General features: G+C 52.7%; 12 protein-coding genes and 1 CRISPR repeat array. Of the genes, 1 reads left to right on the top strand and 11 read right to left on the bottom strand.

Going from position 1 to position 16,100, the window contains the following annotated elements; genetic code table 11:
- Nucleotides 1-16 precede the first annotated feature (16 nt).
- From JONANDRAFT_RS07935 to JONANDRAFT_RS00840, 3 genes are all read right to left on the bottom strand, one after another.
- Entirely contained in the window at nt 17-217 is a 201-nt protein-coding gene (locus JONANDRAFT_RS07935) for a helix-turn-helix transcriptional regulator (protein WP_008522391.1), read from the bottom strand.
- Between the two features lie 94 nt (nt 218-311).
- A complete protein-coding gene (locus JONANDRAFT_RS08255) occupies nt 312-461 on the bottom strand; it encodes a plasmid mobilization protein (RefSeq protein WP_459166174.1) in 150 nt (49 codons plus the stop codon).
- Nucleotides 462-763: 302 nt separating this feature from the next.
- Complete coding sequence (locus JONANDRAFT_RS00840) at nt 764-1,123, bottom strand: helix-turn-helix transcriptional regulator (RefSeq protein WP_008522388.1); 360 nt, start codon at nt 1,121-1,123, stop codon at nt 764-766.
- Between the two features lie 1,335 nt (nt 1,124-2,458).
- Here JONANDRAFT_RS00840 and trfA point away from each other — a divergent pair.
- On the top strand, nt 2,459-3,040 hold the full coding sequence (gene trfA, locus JONANDRAFT_RS00830; RefSeq protein WP_008522385.1) for a plasmid replication initiator TrfA: 582 nt from the start codon (nt 2,459-2,461) through the stop codon (nt 3,038-3,040).
- Here trfA and JONANDRAFT_RS00825 read toward each other — a convergent pair.
- The 8 genes from JONANDRAFT_RS00825 to JONANDRAFT_RS00790 form a co-directional block, all read right to left on the bottom strand.
- Nucleotides 3,009-7,835: a MuF-C-terminal domain-containing protein gene (locus tag JONANDRAFT_RS00825; RefSeq protein ID WP_008522383.1), complete on the bottom strand. Its 4,827-nt coding sequence runs from the start codon at nt 7,833-7,835 to the stop codon at nt 3,009-3,011. The genes trfA and JONANDRAFT_RS00825 overlap by 32 nt on opposite strands.
- A 148-nt stretch (nt 7,836-7,983) precedes the next feature.
- Nucleotides 7,984-9,903: direct repeats of the CRISPR family, unit length 29 nt; unit sequence GGGGACATCTCCACTTGCGTGGAGCTCAG.
- Between the two features lie 20 nt (nt 9,904-9,923).
- Complete coding sequence (cas2e, locus tag JONANDRAFT_RS00820) at nt 9,924-10,211, bottom strand: type I-E CRISPR-associated endoribonuclease Cas2e (protein WP_231286772.1); 288 nt, start codon at nt 10,209-10,211, stop codon at nt 9,924-9,926.
- Between the two features lie 17 nt (nt 10,212-10,228).
- Nucleotides 10,229-11,134: a type I-E CRISPR-associated endonuclease Cas1e gene (cas1e, locus tag JONANDRAFT_RS00815; RefSeq protein ID WP_008522380.1), complete on the bottom strand. Its 906-nt coding sequence runs from the start codon at nt 11,132-11,134 to the stop codon at nt 10,229-10,231.
- A 55-nt stretch (nt 11,135-11,189) separates the two neighbouring features.
- A complete protein-coding gene (locus tag JONANDRAFT_RS00810) occupies nt 11,190-11,978 on the bottom strand; it encodes a type I-E CRISPR-associated protein Cas6/Cse3/CasE (protein WP_008522378.1) in 789 nt (262 codons plus the stop codon).
- Between the two features lie 4 nt (nt 11,979-11,982).
- Complete coding sequence (cas5e, locus tag JONANDRAFT_RS00805; RefSeq protein WP_008522377.1) at nt 11,983-12,714, bottom strand: type I-E CRISPR-associated protein Cas5/CasD; 732 nt, start codon at nt 12,712-12,714, stop codon at nt 11,983-11,985.
- Between the two features lie 2 nt (nt 12,715-12,716).
- Entirely contained in the window at nt 12,717-13,919 is a 1,203-nt protein-coding gene (cas7e, locus tag JONANDRAFT_RS00800; protein ID WP_008522376.1) for a type I-E CRISPR-associated protein Cas7/Cse4/CasC, read from the bottom strand.
- Nucleotides 13,912-14,490 carry a type I-E CRISPR-associated protein Cse2/CasB gene (casB, locus tag JONANDRAFT_RS00795; protein WP_008522043.1) on the bottom strand — a complete coding sequence of 193 codons (579 nt, stop codon included), beginning with the start codon at nt 14,488-14,490 and terminating at the stop codon, nt 13,912-13,914. The genes cas7e and casB overlap by 8 nt, the downstream gene beginning before the upstream one ends.
- A complete protein-coding gene (locus tag JONANDRAFT_RS00790) occupies nt 14,480-16,099 on the bottom strand; it encodes a CRISPR-associated protein Cse1 (RefSeq protein ID WP_008522375.1) in 1,620 nt (539 codons plus the stop codon). Before JONANDRAFT_RS00790 ends, casB begins: the two co-directional genes overlap by 11 nt.
- Nucleotide 16,100 lies beyond the last annotated feature (1 nt).

Here is a 16,100-nt window from a genome sequence, read left to right as displayed (position 1 = left end):
TAAATGGCAAGCGATTCTATAATAACCCATCCGGAATATCGATGAAATTATTCTCACAAAAATCAAAAAAACTTTTCACTGCTAGATTGCTTGGTGTAACATGACAGTTCTCCCAGCGGTTAATAGTCGAATAACTTACATTTATTGCACTAGCAAGCTGCTCTTGGCTTAAATCAAGGTTCTTTCGCACAAAAATAACAAACTCTGAAAATGTCATTATCATACCTCTTTCTTAATATAGCATATGCCATTATTTTTTTATTTTATTATAGCATATGCCATATTTTTTTCAAGAAGTCTCTTAAATAATCTTATTCTATATCGCTGTGATCGACCTGAATGATATATCCGTCTATCGCTATTTTCCGAAGGTATGCTTCCATATTGTTTGTAGGCACCTGTTTCATTTTTTCTTCAATTAAGCTGCGTTCTTCTTCCGTAACACGAAACTTAATCTGCATATTTCTTTTTCTGTTATTCATAGGTGAATTTCCTTTCTGTTTTCATAGAGGGTTTGGGACACTTCCCAAGGGTCTGCCCCAGCAGGCTTTAGTCTGCGAGGGTACAAGCAAAATCTCTATCGCAGGAACTGCGGGAAATAGAGATTTTTTACGGAAAGGGTACCCCTTTCCTATGCTTGCTATTCTTCTTTTCGCATACTTCCACACCTAAAATGTGGATTTGCCAAACATTCCCCGAAAAAAAGAAAAACGCCGCTATTTGCGACGTTTTCAATAGCAGCACAGACAAAAAACGGAGGATTTTATTCCCCCGTTTCCTTGCTGTTCGCTTCCTGTATTCCCTTTGCAGTTGCCGTCATAATCGTTAAATCCCGGTTACTCATATCAGCAAGCAGACTGTCGAGCTGCCGCCGTTGCGTAGATTTGTCCGTTTCCTCGTTTGGAAAAAAGAACTGGTCTACCGACACATCTAAAAAGGTGACAAGCTCATAAAAGATTTGTAGGCTTGGGTGCTGTCCGCTGTTCTCAATGGACGCAATATAGCGCGGCGCAATGTTCAGCCTGTCCGCTAACTGGTTGCGCGATATGCCCTTTGCCTTTCTTGCTTCTTTTATGGCTTGCCCGAAAGCCTTAAAATCATACTTCACTTTGTTCTGCTTCATATTTTTCACCCTACTACATTTTACCGTTCATCTTTCTGCTTTGGATATGATTACACATATCATAGTATTGATAGCAATAGAGCATATTGCTTGGTGGCTTTGATTGACTTTATAAATTGCTTGTTGTATAATTAATACATCTTAGAAGAAGTAGGTGAGGTTATGTGCCGTATTGTACTTAAAATAAAGATATATATTTCCCAAATACTGCTCTTAAGTTAGACATACGGCGTAAAACTAAATTTACAGAACAAATTCTTTTCGTTGCGGCTACTCCAAGAAAACAGTTAGCTTATGAAATAGTACGTAATAAAGTTAAAGACCTTTCTCAGGTACCGCTAGGAAAATATCAAGGATTACTAATGGATTGTGCTCAACTAGCAAAACAGAGACAAACTTATGATGGACGCATTCTTGGAGTTACGGAAAACCTAATATTTCAAGAAACTTCTACAGGACTTATCAAGCATATACGATCACATCTAACGGGGAATTTTCAAGTATCTCATGATCCAGTCAGAATTGGATATTGTCATGATCGAGGATTCCTTCTTCGAGCGCCTCAGGATAGAGGATTAGAGCTAGAACGCTAAAAGCAACTGCTCGGCCTTCGGCCGTCTCGCGCCAGAAACTGCGCGGGTCATATAAAGCGCGTAAATGACGAGTTCATGCCGTAATTGCGGTGTGGACTCGTTATTTTTTGTGAGAAGTCAATATTAGTCAACTAGTTTAGACGCATTAAAAAATTTAAGAGTTTGGCGCTATTTTTAACTAACGATAATATAACATTATTGATATTTAACCAATTCTAAAGACGAAAAGGCACTCTTTGAAAGGAACTTTTTTTGCTGTCGAGACAAAAGTTACGGTTAGGATTTTGCGCTCGTTAAACTATTCTCAAACACGATATATGTATAATTACTTATTTACCCGCGTCGGGATAGATTTTGTCCGTGAGTTATTTACAAATATTCGTGATATATTATAATTGTATTTAAGAAATACAAGTCGCATTCTAAGAGAGAGGAGCTTTTTCATGACAAACGAAAAAACAACGGAAACGAGACACCATCGTTTTATTAGGCTTTCTGAAGCTCGCGTGAACGCCCTTCTTGAGAAGATCCGTTTACTCGGTAATCTCTCGTCAAGTTTTTACGAGTATTCCGCTGATGAGGTCAATCAGATCTTTAGGGCGCTACAATCAGCGTTAGCGGATGCTCGCTCGCGATTTAAAGTGTAGAATTAACATCAACAAACAAAAAAGGCCGGTCTGGCCGGCCTTCGTTTACCCCGTCCCAGGACGGGGTAAATTAACATAACGTTGGAGGTTATGTCATGACCGACGATAGCAAAAACAGAGATTTTGTCAAGACCGAACCAGAAGAATCAGCGGACGAAGTGGCCAATTTTTTTGATGAGTTGGAGCGCTTAATCGAAAAGTACCGCGTCAAGACGCCAAAAATAGCTGGCCTCTACGAAGACGTCGTGAAACAGGTGAAAGACGGCTGCGAACAAGACAAGGGGTCTGTTAAGCGGCTTGTGGCTATCGTCAAAGAACCCCAACTTGGGAAGATCACTCTACCTAAGATCGCAGAAGGTCACTGCGCAACACCTATACAAATTCTTAGGACGTCTTTGTTCGGCTTAGTGAGATCCGGCCGTCGAAAGGTATTACAGAAGACATGCTATAAAAAGAACGGCTGTGAAGTAAGTTACATTGGTATCGAATTGGATCAAAAAGATCTGGACACCTGGATGGGCTTCATGCATTTTTACCGTGAACGAGCCGATCATAACGGCTGCGTCAGTGTGTCCATTTACGAGTTTTTAAAGCAACTGGGTTTATCTAACTCTGGTTCAAATCACAAAATCTTAAAAGAAAGCCTTAAGCGACTAACTTCTGGTGCCGCCGCGTAGCCAGTCGATCGGGGGTAATCCCAAACTCAGCCATGGCCGCTTCAACCTGCTGGCGTCGGTCAAACACGTGGCGCAGCATGCCGTCGCGAGCCTCGTTCACCCGGTCGACGAAGAACTTGGTGAAGCTGCTCTGGTAGGTTCCCTTTCCCCCGCCGATCCAGTCGAACAGTCTGTTGGCTCCAAGCGTCCAAGGCAGTACGCTGTCCTTGACCTTGGCGAGCGCCCCAGTCACGCCCTCATACTGCTTGCGCAGGTCATCAGAGCTGGTGATCGTGCCTTCCTTCTCTTTGGCCGGCATCTTCGTGATGTCGTCCATGAGTTTTCCCAACCAGTCATCCCGCCGTTGTTTCCGCTCGCCCTCCCACTGAACGTACTCCCACTTCCCTTTACGGTGAAGTTCTTGTACCCGGGAAGAGAGCCCGCGCAGGTCTGCCATCGTCATGTCTCCCAGCGTGGTCGTCTCGAGCATATGCAGCAGTTTGATGTCCTGCTTGTTGAAATCTGCTAGGTCGACTTCAGGGTTGCTTTCCAGATACGCCTTCAAGTCAGCGGCCCGTTGGAGCGTGTCTTTCCGTGGCTTGCGCAACGTGTAGTCCTCCAGCAGCTCTCGAAGCTCCCGTGACGTCGCCCAGCTCATTTCCTTATCAGCGGCGGCTTTCTTGATCTCCGCCAGAATCGACTTTACCTCAGACCGCAGGGCTTGACGCCGTTCTCTGGCTTCCTTGAGGCGTTCGATCTTCCTCAGTATCTGATCCCGAGCCATCGCCTTTCCGCGCTGGTAGGCCTCTTTGGCTCGGTCCGTTCCCCTTTGCCGCTCGGCGCGCCGGCCTTCCTCGTAGGCTATCCGGCTCTGCCGCTGGGCCAATTTCCTCGATATCAGCTGATCGCCGTCGTTCGACATCGATGGCGTTTCTTCCCGCTCCGGAGCGTTCGCCATTTCCCGTTCCAGCTCTTCCAGCCGCTGACGACCCAGTTCTTCCTCGACGGCCAACTGGTTCACCGTCGTCTCTTCAGCCATTCGGGCGTCCATCTCTTCGGGCGTGGCAAGCAGCCGGTCGAACAGCTCAGTGATCTCAGGCGACAGTTCGACGTCCAGCGCCCGAACGTCGGCGTAGATGGACAAGAGCATCTTCCTGAACCGGGCGAACACGCCCTTCAGCCCCATCGACGGCGCTTGACCTGTGAGCAGGTAGGCCTCAAAACTCCGGGCGAACTTCTCGTGTCCAACGCGCAGCCTCTCTTTATCGGAGCCTTTGAAGACCTTTTCGTCCAGTCCCAGATAGTCGGCCACCAGCGCCAAGTCGCTTTTCGCCCGCTCTGACGCGTCGGACGCCGTCCCGTCGGCGATGAGGTCGTTCAGGAGCATGTGTCCCATCTCGTGGACGAACGTGCTGGCGTCGGCGTTCTTAAACAGCGTCACCAGCGAGCGGCCGTCCTGAGTGAACTGAATAGAGCCGCGGTAATCTTGCGACAAATGCGCGCCGTCGTACGCCGACGGCTTGACATCCCCGCGCAGAATGCCTAAACTGACGGTAGAAATTGCGTCCGCTTCCTGCGCAGAGCCTTGGGCTTCCCCGAGTACTCTGCGGTACAGGGCGGGCGCTATTTCTATTTCGGCCAAGCGATGGTCCTTATAAGTTACGTTTTCGTTGGATCGTCCCGCCTCGGGAAGCACGTCTAGTTTAAGTTTCACGGAATACAACTTATCGCCAACTGAGAGCGCCGAATAATACACATCCTGCCCCTGAACATACGGGTGCTTAGCGTCTGCGGGTTCGTAATGGTCATATTCGGCAAGGGAGATCATCCGGCGCAGCGTGGCGTACGCGTTTCTATGCTCCGACGAGCGTGAGCGTTTCAGAGAAGCCTCAATATTGGATTTTGTAAATCCTGCCACGTCCCCCGTCGAGACAATTTTCACAGGCGGATTGCCGTCGGCCATCAGGATTGACTTGAGCCAGTTGCGGAAGTCACGTGTCCGGTCAAACTCAGGCACAGCATTTTCTGCCATATGGACGACCTGAGCTTGCGCGTCGTCCGATTTTCTCGTCAGGCCCTCACGGACTAGCGGCTCTCCTAGCCCCTGCGTTCCGCTTTGGTAAAACTGGTTTCCACCTTCTTTTCGAGCCTTGACAAGGTCGGCTTCAGTCTTTATACTGTCCTTAAAAGGACCTGATGGAGCAAGGACTTTGGGCAATTGGAGCCCTCCGGCACTACTCCAGCGGGTGCTTTTTTTTGTGTTGATGTACTTGAGATTGCCTTTTTCAATCTGGTGGACAAACCAACGGTTGCTGGGAATCCCTGTGCTGCTGTTCCCCTTGCCGTAAAACGAAGACAGGATCGCCGGAGAATTAGGATCGCCGGGGTTCATCTGCAGGCGAACCGGGACGACGACCGTCGCTCCCTGCTTATCCTGCAGCTCCAGCATCGCCACAAGGGACGTCCCCGGATGACTGTCCGAATCGAACACCATGATTGGGTCAGCCAAAGACGTTACCAGCTTTTTCATCAAAGCCGTGGAGATCTGTTCCGAGTGTTTCCCTTGGAGCGTATGGGCAAAGAATTTATAATCCGCGACGATCTCCCGAACTGGTGCACCTGCAAGCTGCAACGCCAGCGGCATGTCCATCACGCGAGTGATAGCGTGCTGATCCATTTCGCCGGCAACAAATCTGTCGACGGCGCGCCCCCATTCGACGCGGTCCTGCTTCAGCTTGCCCTGCCGCTTGACCTCGGTTCCGCCTTGGTAAAACTGGTTTCCACCTTCTTTTCGAGCCTTGACAAGGTCGGCTTCAGTCTTTATACTGTTTGTCAGAAAGTTCCGTTTGGTCGCCACACTGGGGAATTGAACCCCCGTCGTCTGCGACCAAGCGGAACTTTTTTCTGTGTTTACGTAAACGAGATTGTTTAGTTTTTCCTGAGACGTGAACCATTTAGGGTTCGGCTTAACAGGATCAACTCTCTCGTTCGCTTTGGCATAGGCCGAAGTAAGGACATTGATGTCAACGTCTGCATGACTTTTTTTCGCATTCAAATGTAACGCCGCAATAACCGTGTCCTTTTCTCCCTGCGCATTGACTGGAACGCGCAGTTCGAGCATCGCCACAAGACCGTTCGGATTTTTGGAGTTCTCCGCAGACCTGAAAATAGCAATAGGATCGGCCAGCGCTCTGGGGATCTGCTTCAGCACGTCGTTGGTCATGTACGGGTGATCCCGCTGGATTTTCTGCAGTTTCCCTGCCGAGACAAAGAGAGGATAAGGCGAAACGCTGCTTCCGTCTCGAGTTGTGACAAGCGTAAATACGAGCGGGGTTCTCATCATTTGCGTTTGAACCCGGGCGTCGGTCTGCGCGAGATTGTCTATGACCTGAGACCATTGTTTCTCGTCTTGGTTCAAGCGCTGTTCGTACATGGCAGGCTGCTGGTCCTGTCCATACAGGCTTCCGGCGTCGCCCTTTAACTGCGCTTCCTCCCACTTGCGCACTTGGAGCTTATGCTCGCTCTCAACGGTCGCTTCCCGCCCTGAAGCCTGCTTGTCCAGTACTCGGCGGTAGACGTAGCGGCTATAGAGGTCAGCGTTCATGGCGGCTAACTCGTCGCTCTGCCCCGCCTCGACGAACTGCTTCCTCATGGTTTCCCTCAGGGTGACGGCGGCTTTCGCTTCCGGCGTGTTCTGCTCGAGCGGGTCGTGAAGCCGGTCCTGCTTCTGGAGTTTGGCGTGTAGCTCCCGTACCGTTTCCCCGCTCGTGCCGTAGCGCAGGTCTTGGCCGAGCTTGGCCGTCAGGTCGGGCGCGGCTTCCGCCAGCCGCTTGAACTCTTCGGACGTCATCACCACTTCGCCCGTGCCCTTGACTTCGGCGCGCTTCAAGATGCCCATTTCTTCCGCTAGGGCGGCGGCCTCAGGCGCCGACTGGAAGAACTCTTCCAACGCCGCCTTGGGCGCGAACACGGGCGTTTCCGCCTGTTCCTGAACTTGCCCTTCGGACGTTTTGTTTCTTTCTGCCTTCCCCTCTGCCGTCGCTTCTTCAGCCGCTTGCGTCTCTTCTTGAGACGCGGCGGCTTTTTCTATGGCTTCTAGTGCCTTAGCGCGCCGGCCCGCCGGAGAAAGGCTGTAACCGGCGTGTTCTGCCGCCGCAACGCCAACGCCCAGCATTGCGCCGGGCAACATGCCTGTAGCGAAGACCGGCACGCTCTGAGCCGTGGTCGAAACGCCTTCGGACAGCGCGTTGCGAATAGATTCGCCAATCGTGCGCGTCGGGGTGCCGGCCACCCAGCGGGCCACGTCCATGGAAAGCTCGGAGACGAACTGCTGTTCGCCCTCTTCAAGTGATTCTGAAAAAACCTGTTCGGCGTAGTTGGCCCCCTGACGAAGCAGGAGCCCGCTGAACGTCTTGGTCGTCATGAGCTTGGCCAGCGTCGTTTTGGCAAACGCCTTCTCTGTGACGTTCCGCAGCTGTTCGGGCAGCGATAGGAAGCGGGATATGCCCGGCGCGTTCTTGAGGGCGCTCGGGATCACCAACCCGGCCATACGGTAAAGGGACATGTATTCGATGGCCGCGACGATTGAGCCGAAGCCCGTCGCCATGGTCCGAGCCACTTTGGGGTCGAGGTACTTTCCGTCCGGTCCCTTGAGGTCGCTCATCGACTGGTAGAGCGAGCCGGCCGAGTTCTTCCAGAAGTACTCGGCCGAGCCAAGGCGGGGCGCCCACGTCGCGCTGTTAATGAGTGCCTGTCCGGAGAGCGTCCAGAAGTCGTTTTTCGCTGACGAGACAAAGCCCCGAGCGGCGGCGCCCATCAGGGCTCGGGAAGTAAGAACCGCCCGGGGCGCGTTCCAGCCCCTGAACGAATGACTGGTCGAACAAGCCGTAAGCGGAGCCGAGCCAAGGATCGCCTCCGCGCGCCGGAGGGCAGCTGTACCCTGCCCGTCTGGTCGCTGCTGAGGCGAAGACATCTCCACTTGAGTGGAGACCAGCTGAACCCGGCCCGCCTAGCCGCAGCCGTGGCGGGGACATCTCCACTTGCGTGGAGCTCAGGTCTATCAAGTTGTCAGAGACAGAAGGTATCAAGGGACATCTCCACTTGCGTGGAGCTCAGATGTCCGTCTTGTTCTTGTCGATTGCGGTCTTGGGGACATCTCCACTTGCGTGGAGCTCAGTCGGCCAACTGCGCCGATAGCGTCAAACACTGGGGGACATCTCCACTTGCGTGGAGCTCAGCTAGGCTTTTATGCGCCGCAGGCCACGCGAAAGGGGACATCTCCACTTGCGTGAAGCTCAGTCAACAGGATAGATGACATGACGCTGTAGCTCGGGGACATCTCCACTTGCGTGGAGCTCAGGATGGCGTTCCAGTACGCGGAGAGGGCGTCAAGGGGACATCTCCACTTGCGTGGAGCTCAGACCGTTAGCATAGCTAACGGTGTAACCTGGCTGGGGACATCTCCACTTGCGTGGAGCTCAGACATCACGCTTGAATGATAAGTCCTATTTTTGAGGGACATCTCCACTTGCGTGGAGCTCAGAATCCCCTGTCCTTTTTGGACAGGGGATTTTTGGGGACATCTCCACTTGCGTGGAGCTCAGGTTTGAAGCCTGTGGAGCAGTTGATCGGTTTTGGGGACATCTCCACTTGCGTGGAGCTCAGGATGGCGTTCCAGTACGCGGAGAGGGCGTCAAGGGGACATCTCCACTTGCGTGGAGCTCAGACCGTTAGCATAGCTAACGGTGTAACCTGGCTGGGGACATCTCCACTTGCGTGGAGCTCAGCTCGGCCAGCCCGTCACCGTCAATCGCGCAGAGGGGACATCTCCACTTGCGTGGAGCTCAGTCTTCGGCGCCGCTTTTTAGTTTCGTCAAATCGGGGACATCTCCACTTGCGTGGAGCTCAGGGCATTATGGACTTTTATAGTGCCTTAGAGTGGGGGACATCTCCACTTGCGTGGAGCTCAGGTCTATATGTGCGCCCTGATGATTATCAGGGAAGGGACATCTCCACTTGCGTGGAGCTCAGAACTCAGTATACCGTCGTTCGACGGTAACTTCGGGGACATCTCCACTTGCGTGGAGCTCAGTGTTCCATGTTCCAAGATCCAAGAATCTTTGAAGGGACATCTCCACTTGCGTGGAGCTCAGGTTGGCTCTCCTTGTCGACTGACTTCTCCTTGGGGGACATCTCCACTTGCGTGGAGCTCAGTCATCGCTACGGCCCCAGTCCATGCCTTGTGTAGGGACATCTCCACTTGCGTGGAGCTCAGTTGACGAAGACGGCTCTTCCGTGACTACAGTTGGGGACATCTCCACTTGCGTGGAGCTCAGCCGGCTCCATCGACGGCATTATTGAAGGGGGCGGGGACATCTCCACTTGCGTGGAGCTCAGGTGCTGCGCGTTGGCTCCGGCGGTTCTCCTTGGGGGACATCTCCACTTGCGTGGAGCTCAGGAGCGTCCTAATTGCTTTGAGTACGTCCTTATGGGGACATCTCCACTTGCGTGGAGCTCAGACATCACGCTTGAATGATAAGTCCTATTTTTGAGGGACATCTCCACTTGCGTGGAGCTCAGAATCCCCTGTCCTTTTTGGACAGGGGATTTTTGGGGACATCTCCACTTGCGTGGAGCTCAGGCAGAGAAAAACGCATACCCTTTGAAGTATCTGGGGACATCTCCACTTGCGTGGAGCTCAGTTGTTTCCCTCGATTCTTACAGAACCATGTTGGGGGACATCTCCACTTGCGTGGAGCTCAGAGAGAAACTGACTTCTCTAACTTCGCTGTACCGGGGACATCTCCACTTGCGTGGAGCTCAGCGATTCCGAAGAATCTTGAGATAATCGTCATCGGGGACATCTCCACTTGCGTGGAGCTCAGTCTTCCATTTGTACTATCCCCTAGCTTTCTAATGCCTTTGTGTCTGCTGACGTTAGTTTGCTTAACACGAGTCCATCATAATCGATCAGCGTCCTCTGAGGAATACCGATCGTCCGAATGTTGATGCCGCCGCTGCTTTTCGGAGCCGGCCAAAGGGCGAGCACAGAAGCTTCCTGCGAAAATTCTACGCTCCATTCGGTCATGATTTTCCAAATGCGCTCTCTGACGCCAGCGTTGATTCTCGGGTGCACGTACACCCCCGGAGCGACTTCTAATAAACAGGCAGCAAGAAAGCCTCGAACTCTCATTGGGACCTGATTTGTTATCAGTACCAGCATGGAGATTTTTCTTCCAGTGCTTCGTCAGATTGACCGTGCAGGATCAATTCTTTGATTTGGTCAATCATTTTTGAAATGACTTTCTGACGGTACAGCTCCTGTCCGATGAGTTTTCGAACGTGCCGCTCCAAGTCCATCCCTGGCTCTTCGAGGTAGCTTGCCAAGCCCCGAAAAGCGGCCGGAAGAGTGATCTCGGTGCGGTATAAGTCGGCAATATCCAGAGCAAACGCGCGGCATGATTTGGCGTGAACGAAGCCCAATTGCGGAATAGCAGAGACTGCAGCGACAGCAATATCTGCCGCCCCGTACATTGCAGAGGCAGCGTGGTTAACTGCCGCGTTAATGTCATCTGTTTTATTGGGCTGTTTCCGATTAAACCGCCGAAGCGTCCACGTTAATCCGTAGAACTTGGCAAGAATACTGTAACTTTTTCTCAGCCTTGCGCCTTCTATTCCCCGAAGGTCTTCAATTTTTCGCGTCGGCAGTTCTTCGCCAAATCTGATGGCATACATTGCCAAGGCAACTTGAAGCCGCGTCTGCGGATTTGCCCAAAGCTCAACTTGCCGTCGGGCGAGCGCACTTCGGTCAGGTCCAAGGGGAGGCGCTGTGTAACAGCGCACCCCCTTGTCACCGACTGCGATCAGCCCAGTGCCTTGCTGCCCCATGAGGCGAAAGACGTCGTGCGTGATGGTCGTTCCCGGCTCAAGCACGATCATGGAAACGTTCTGATATGGTATATCGTAGGTTCCCTTTTCTAAGGAGCCACCGCCGGCGCTTACGAATCTTAATGTGCCGTCTTTAACGAACAGATTGCCGCGCTCCAGCCACAGCATTCCATGGCGGTCTACATGAGGAATTTGCGCTGATTCAAGTCCTAACCGGGCAAATGACATCAACGTCCTCCTTTGTACCGTGCGGCATTTGGAAGATTTTCTTTCCGAGAGTTAATCAGCAAATAGTCGACAACAACAGCATGCCAAAACCGAAGGCACGATGGCGCCCCACGCCTCTAGCGAGGATTTGAGAGAAGGCATCCTGATTTTCTACCTGCAGACAGCCTCTAAAAAGAACTTCCGGCGTTGACCTTTTCGCCTGAAGCACCGGCGCGCCAGAACCGGGCCGACGCGCGACTCTGATCGTTCGGCTCCCCTTAATATTCGAGAACAAAACGCGAGCCCCACCAGAGCGAGCGAATTGTTCAGTCAGCCATTCTTTATAAACGGTTTCGGGTGACGGGCATTCGTCAGGATGCTGTCTGTAAAAACTGATGACCGTCGGACAGCCGGTCCCTTCCGCTCCGCCCTTTCCTCGATATAAGTTATAAACTGCCCCGAGCCAAGCGTCACTTTGGCATTTTTCCCCGCTGGTTGGGCTTGTTTGACGGCGAATAGGACAGCACAGAACTTGAAAATTAAACTTCTGCCCCGCAGGAAAAACTTCCGGCATTTTTTTCGTGCAGAATTCGGGCAGGCAAAACGCTTTGCGCAGTAGCTCGGCGTCTTCTCGCGAGCAGCTGTTTCGGACTTCCCGAAGCGTTTCTCCGTCAGAGGCGGCATACCCGAGAATCTGCCCTTTTTCCTCCTGCCACACAAACGGCTGAGGGGCTATCTCACCCCACAAAGCCCGGGTCGCTGCATGGATGGTGTATCCCATGTCGCCTGTCTGAATCCTCACGTTTTTTGCCCAGCGAAACAAATGCGGCAACGATACGGTGGAACGCACCATGTACGTTGTCATGGTATTACCTCCGTTTAAAACGATCTGCTGAAACCATCCGCCGAACAACCAGCCGGCTGCCGCCGTGAATGTTGTTTTTCCACTGCTTCAGATCCCGCCGCTCAAAGATTTCGCTTTGAGAAACCACGGTTCTTCCGTCGTAAGGCCATTCAACGACGCAGCTGTGCGGACTTTCGACGAACTTCAGCGGCCTTTTGTCCAGTTGGCAAGATCGCAGCACGGCTTCTTCAGGCGATTCAGCGCCGAAGATCTCACCTCGAAATACCGGCTCAGTCGGTAAGCACGTTTTGCGCCCCAGAAAAAGCGGCCGTGCCGGCTTTTTTAGTGCACAAGCAACCTCATCGAGTGTCGGCGTCCCAAGACCGGTTAAAGAGATAAAACACGTGATGAGGCTGTTTGCCCAGTAGGACAAGTATTTTTGTACGGTCATCGGCTTATCAAGGTTGCGGCTGCACGGTATTGAATGAGTGACGAAAAGCCCACCTTTTCCTGGCAGAGCAACGGTTTGGTACTCCCGCAGCCTTTCTCCGGCCAGATCTTCACGAACGGCCAAAACGAGCCGATCCTGCAAGGCCTGCAGTTTTTCCGTTTCAGACCAGTCCCAGCCCAGCGCGTTAGCCACCAAACCGGTGACCATGGATACGCCGGGGAATCGGTCGATAGGCCGCTGCTCGTCCACAGCTACGTCGCCGAATGACATCATCGGCCCCCGAAACCTCAGGACCAAGAAGTCCATGGCTATACCCCCTCAATTGCCAGCTTAACCGCCTCGCACAGTTCGTCCAGTGAGCCGTTTTCGGCGCCGGGAATTTGGCACGGTTCAATGGAAGCGCACCGTCTGATCAGCTGCGGGGTGTACATGGCGTCGTACTTCTGAATGTATTCGGCAAGCAATTGGACGGCGAGCGAACGAGCCGAGCCGTCAGATCCCAGCTTCAAGCCTTCAAAGAACGCATCGGCCAGCGTTCTCGGCTGGCTGTTGCCCCATTCGGCCAGAACAAGCCACGAGGCGGCATACGGTGCTGTGCCGCTGAGCTTAGCTCCCGGCGTTACGGTCGCCATCAGGTGAATCAGGTTGCTGGTCACTTGGGCTGCCAGCGTACGGTCAGCGTCCGCGCTGTTTTTAGGATCGCAGCCGCATAGGTTGGAAATCAGTTGGGGAACGTCCACGACGACGTATCCGTAGTAAATCCCCGTGTTAAGTTCTGCGGCGTTGATGTGACCAGTCCCCTGTTCGACCAAGTCGTCAACTGCCGTGAAGTAGTCCGTCTCAGACTGTTCTCCGTGAATGGTGAACGAGTGAGCGACGTGCACTGCCGCTGTAACTTTAGCGTCCACGTCACCGGAGACGAACCGGCCAAACATGGCGGCGTCGACGCCGCAGCCGGCGCGAAGCGCAAGGAGGTTGCTCTTCCTTTTTGTGTAGAAATCCTTAACAGCATTATCTATTTCTTTGATATTGGACGAACTGGAAATTGCATCTCGGATAATCTGCTTTAGATATTCTAGTTCTGGACGACCTAGGACGACCAATTCGTTTCTCTTGGCGCTGTAGCCGTCCTCATCAAGCTCGATCTTCTTCTTTTTATCTTTTTTTGTATCACCTTTCTCTTCTCCGTTATACAAAAGCTGCTGGAGTTTCTGACTTCCGCTCACAACCAGTTTCTGCTCTAACCCTTCAGCTACCAGCGGCTTTTCGATCAGCTCAGGAAACGAGAACCGAGAGCGAACCGATAAGCTAAGCGCGTCGCCAGCCTTGTCAAGGCCGTAAGGTCCGCCGGCGTTCCGCCAGTGACGTTTGAGACACTGGGAGCTGATTCGGGTGCGTACGCTGTCGCCAAAGGGAATACGCTTGGCCAAACCGGAGTCGTCTCGGTTCAGCAGCGACGCGGAATACGTTGTGAGCGTAGAAATCTGAACGAATCTCGGGAAGTTATTCATCAATGTTTTCCTCCTCATGGTTGGTTTGCGATTGCTGCTTTTCAGCTACTGCTTGGGCGCGGAAACGAGCAAGATAATAATCTTGGGCAAGGTGCTCGCACGTTTTGCGCCGTTGCTCCGAATTCTGAGCTAGACAGAGGCGCGCTAGGTCCCCCCAACTGAAAGATATTCCTCTGGACGCACAAAACCGAACCATTCCGCGTAGAAGGTCGTAAAACCGCTCGCCCTGAGCCTGTAGCATCCGAATCAGTCTGTCTTCACTTGTAGTGCCTACCAACGCGGCGTCTGCCGTTCCCAGCGCCCTTGCAAAAGAGGGGGCCTCGCCAGAGCTCACATCGGCCGACAATGCCATTCCCTGAAGAATCGCTTCCCACGCTCTGGTTTCGCCTTCGCCCTCTGGGAAAATTTCTTGAGACACCAGTAATTTCCAAAACGCGCCGGGAAGGACTCGCCCGGTCCGCTGTGAATCCATCCGGCGAAGCGCGGCCCGTTCGCCGGGTGAACAGCCGTCACTTTTAATCCAATCGAGCATTTTATTCACCGATTCTTTCAGAAGGTCCCTATGCTCCATGTTCGTTTTCGCCCTCCTTCAGGCAGGGAGCCGCCGGCAGTAAGTTCTTCATGAGCCCGAACAGTCGGTTTCGTCCCTGCGCAATGCCTTTCAAATTCATTTCGCTGCCTAACGACAGTGTCTTCATGCCGAGCTCAAAATATTTTTCGACCAACTCCCTCAGGCGGTCTGTCCACGTTTTGTCGCTGTCGTCGCGAGCCCCAGCACCGCGTTCCAGCTCGTTCCATAGCGCAAGGAAGAACAAGTCGTCAACTTCTTTGTCCATTTCACGAATAACGGTTGGGATCCAATCGTCTACGTCCGGGCCATTCCACTCAATAGCGCCGTTAAAACTAGGACGCCGAGCCTGAGCTGACGTCGCCAAGGCAACTTTTAATACCTTGTTTTCCGCGGTTTCGACGAGATTGAGCATCGCCGAGGCAATTTCATTTTCCTTAGTCAAATCAGGACTGCTGAACAGCCGTCTGACAGCGGATGACACTGGCAGGGCTCGAAACGCCACGCCCTCTGTTTTTCCCTTACCTTTCATCAGCCCCTCAAAAAGCACGAGTTGATTCTTAGATCCATCGTACTTCTGATGCCACTGCAAAAGCAGTGGTTTGTGAGAGAAACAAAGGACTTTCTGCAACCCTCGGTATGACATGTCACCGCCGTACGCTTTGACGTCGCCCTCGTCATCAATGAGCGGCGTCCAAGGGTCATTTAAGGCACCGTGAAAATCCTCCGCTGCCACTCGCCAGTCTTTTGTGCCGCCTCGCGTGACGCACAGTCCGCCGTCTTTTTCAACACAGCGGATCCGCCGAGCCACCTCCACGAACAGCGGGTGAAGATCACCGACGAAGATCGAACTGCCCTTTTCTCCATCCCAGGGAAGCAGCCACAGGAGCCGCAGGGGATTTTCAGCCTCATACAGCTCACTGTACAGGTCGTCTATGTGATCAAGGATAACCCGGACGTTGCGCCCCCAACGACCGCCAATTGTTCGGGAAGATCCTAAAGAACTACAGATTCGTTTCCCGTGACCGCCGTTCTGTCTTGCTATGCCGTAATTTTCAGCTCCCAAAAAACCTGCATTTGTTTGAAGCGAGACGATCGCAAACAGCCATTCTTCGATTCTCGGCACGGCAATGAGTCCCGGTTTCAGATCATGAGCTTTTCTCGTAATGGTCAAATCTAGGTTGTCGGGTGTCAGGTCAACCTTATCGAAGCACTTTTCCGCGCTCGCTTCTGTGGAAGACGGCGGCTGCAAAAACGCCGGCTTCGTCACGTCTGAAACGACGAGACACCACGGCTCGTCTTCCGGGTACCCAGGCGTCAAGGCCCGAAGCAGCTGAGCCCACTTCTCAGGCTCGTGCCGCCCTACCATTGTCCACGGCTCCTCTGGGTCCAAAGGCGGAAGAGTTTCTCCGGACTCCTCCAGCGCCAGAGCGGCCAACTGGGTCAGCAGACAGGTCCAAGGCGCCGATTGATGCGGACGCAGCAGCGGGAAGCTTTCAACTTGATTTTCCTCCAGCATGGCAAAAATATCTGGCAGGGAAGCCTGCGTTTTTCGCCCGTCCGGACTCTGGACCGTCACCAATTTTTCTTTCAACAGATTGTACAAAATCACC

It is taken from the genome of Jonquetella anthropi DSM 22815, assembly GCF_000237805.1.
Lineage (GTDB): Bacteria > Synergistota > Synergistia > Synergistales > Dethiosulfovibrionaceae > Jonquetella > Jonquetella anthropi.
This window is presented reverse-complemented; position numbering and strand designations above follow the sequence as displayed.

Coding starts and splice junctions, on each gene's coding strand:
- JONANDRAFT_RS07935 (WP_008522391.1), bottom strand. CDS start 217: ATGACATTTTCAGAGTTTGTTATTTTTGTGCGAAAGAACCTTGATTTA.
- JONANDRAFT_RS08255 (WP_459166174.1), bottom strand. CDS start 461: ATGCAGATTAAGTTTCGTGTTACGGAAGAAGAACGCAGCTTAATTGAA.
- JONANDRAFT_RS00840 (WP_008522388.1), bottom strand. CDS start 1,123: ATGAAGCAGAACAAAGTGAAGTATGATTTTAAGGCTTTCGGGCAAGCC.
- trfA (WP_008522385.1), top strand. CDS start 2,459: ATGACCGACGATAGCAAAAACAGAGATTTTGTCAAGACCGAACCAGAA.
- JONANDRAFT_RS00825 (WP_008522383.1), bottom strand. CDS start 7,835: ATGGGCGCCGCCGCTCGGGGCTTTGTCTCGTCAGCGAAAAACGACTTC.
- cas2e (WP_231286772.1), bottom strand. CDS start 10,211: ATGAGAGTTCGAGGCTTTCTTGCTGCCTGTTTATTAGAAGTCGCTCCG.
- cas1e (WP_008522380.1), bottom strand. CDS start 11,134: ATGTCATTTGCCCGGTTAGGACTTGAATCAGCGCAAATTCCTCATGTA.
- JONANDRAFT_RS00810 (WP_008522378.1), bottom strand. CDS start 11,978: ATGACAACGTACATGGTGCGTTCCACCGTATCGTTGCCGCATTTGTTT.
- cas5e (WP_008522377.1), bottom strand. CDS start 12,714: ATGGACTTCTTGGTCCTGAGGTTTCGGGGGCCGATGATGTCATTCGGC.
- cas7e (WP_008522376.1), bottom strand. CDS start 13,919: ATGAATAACTTCCCGAGATTCGTTCAGATTTCTACGCTCACAACGTAT.
- casB (WP_008522043.1), bottom strand. CDS start 14,490: ATGGAGCATAGGGACCTTCTGAAAGAATCGGTGAATAAAATGCTCGAT.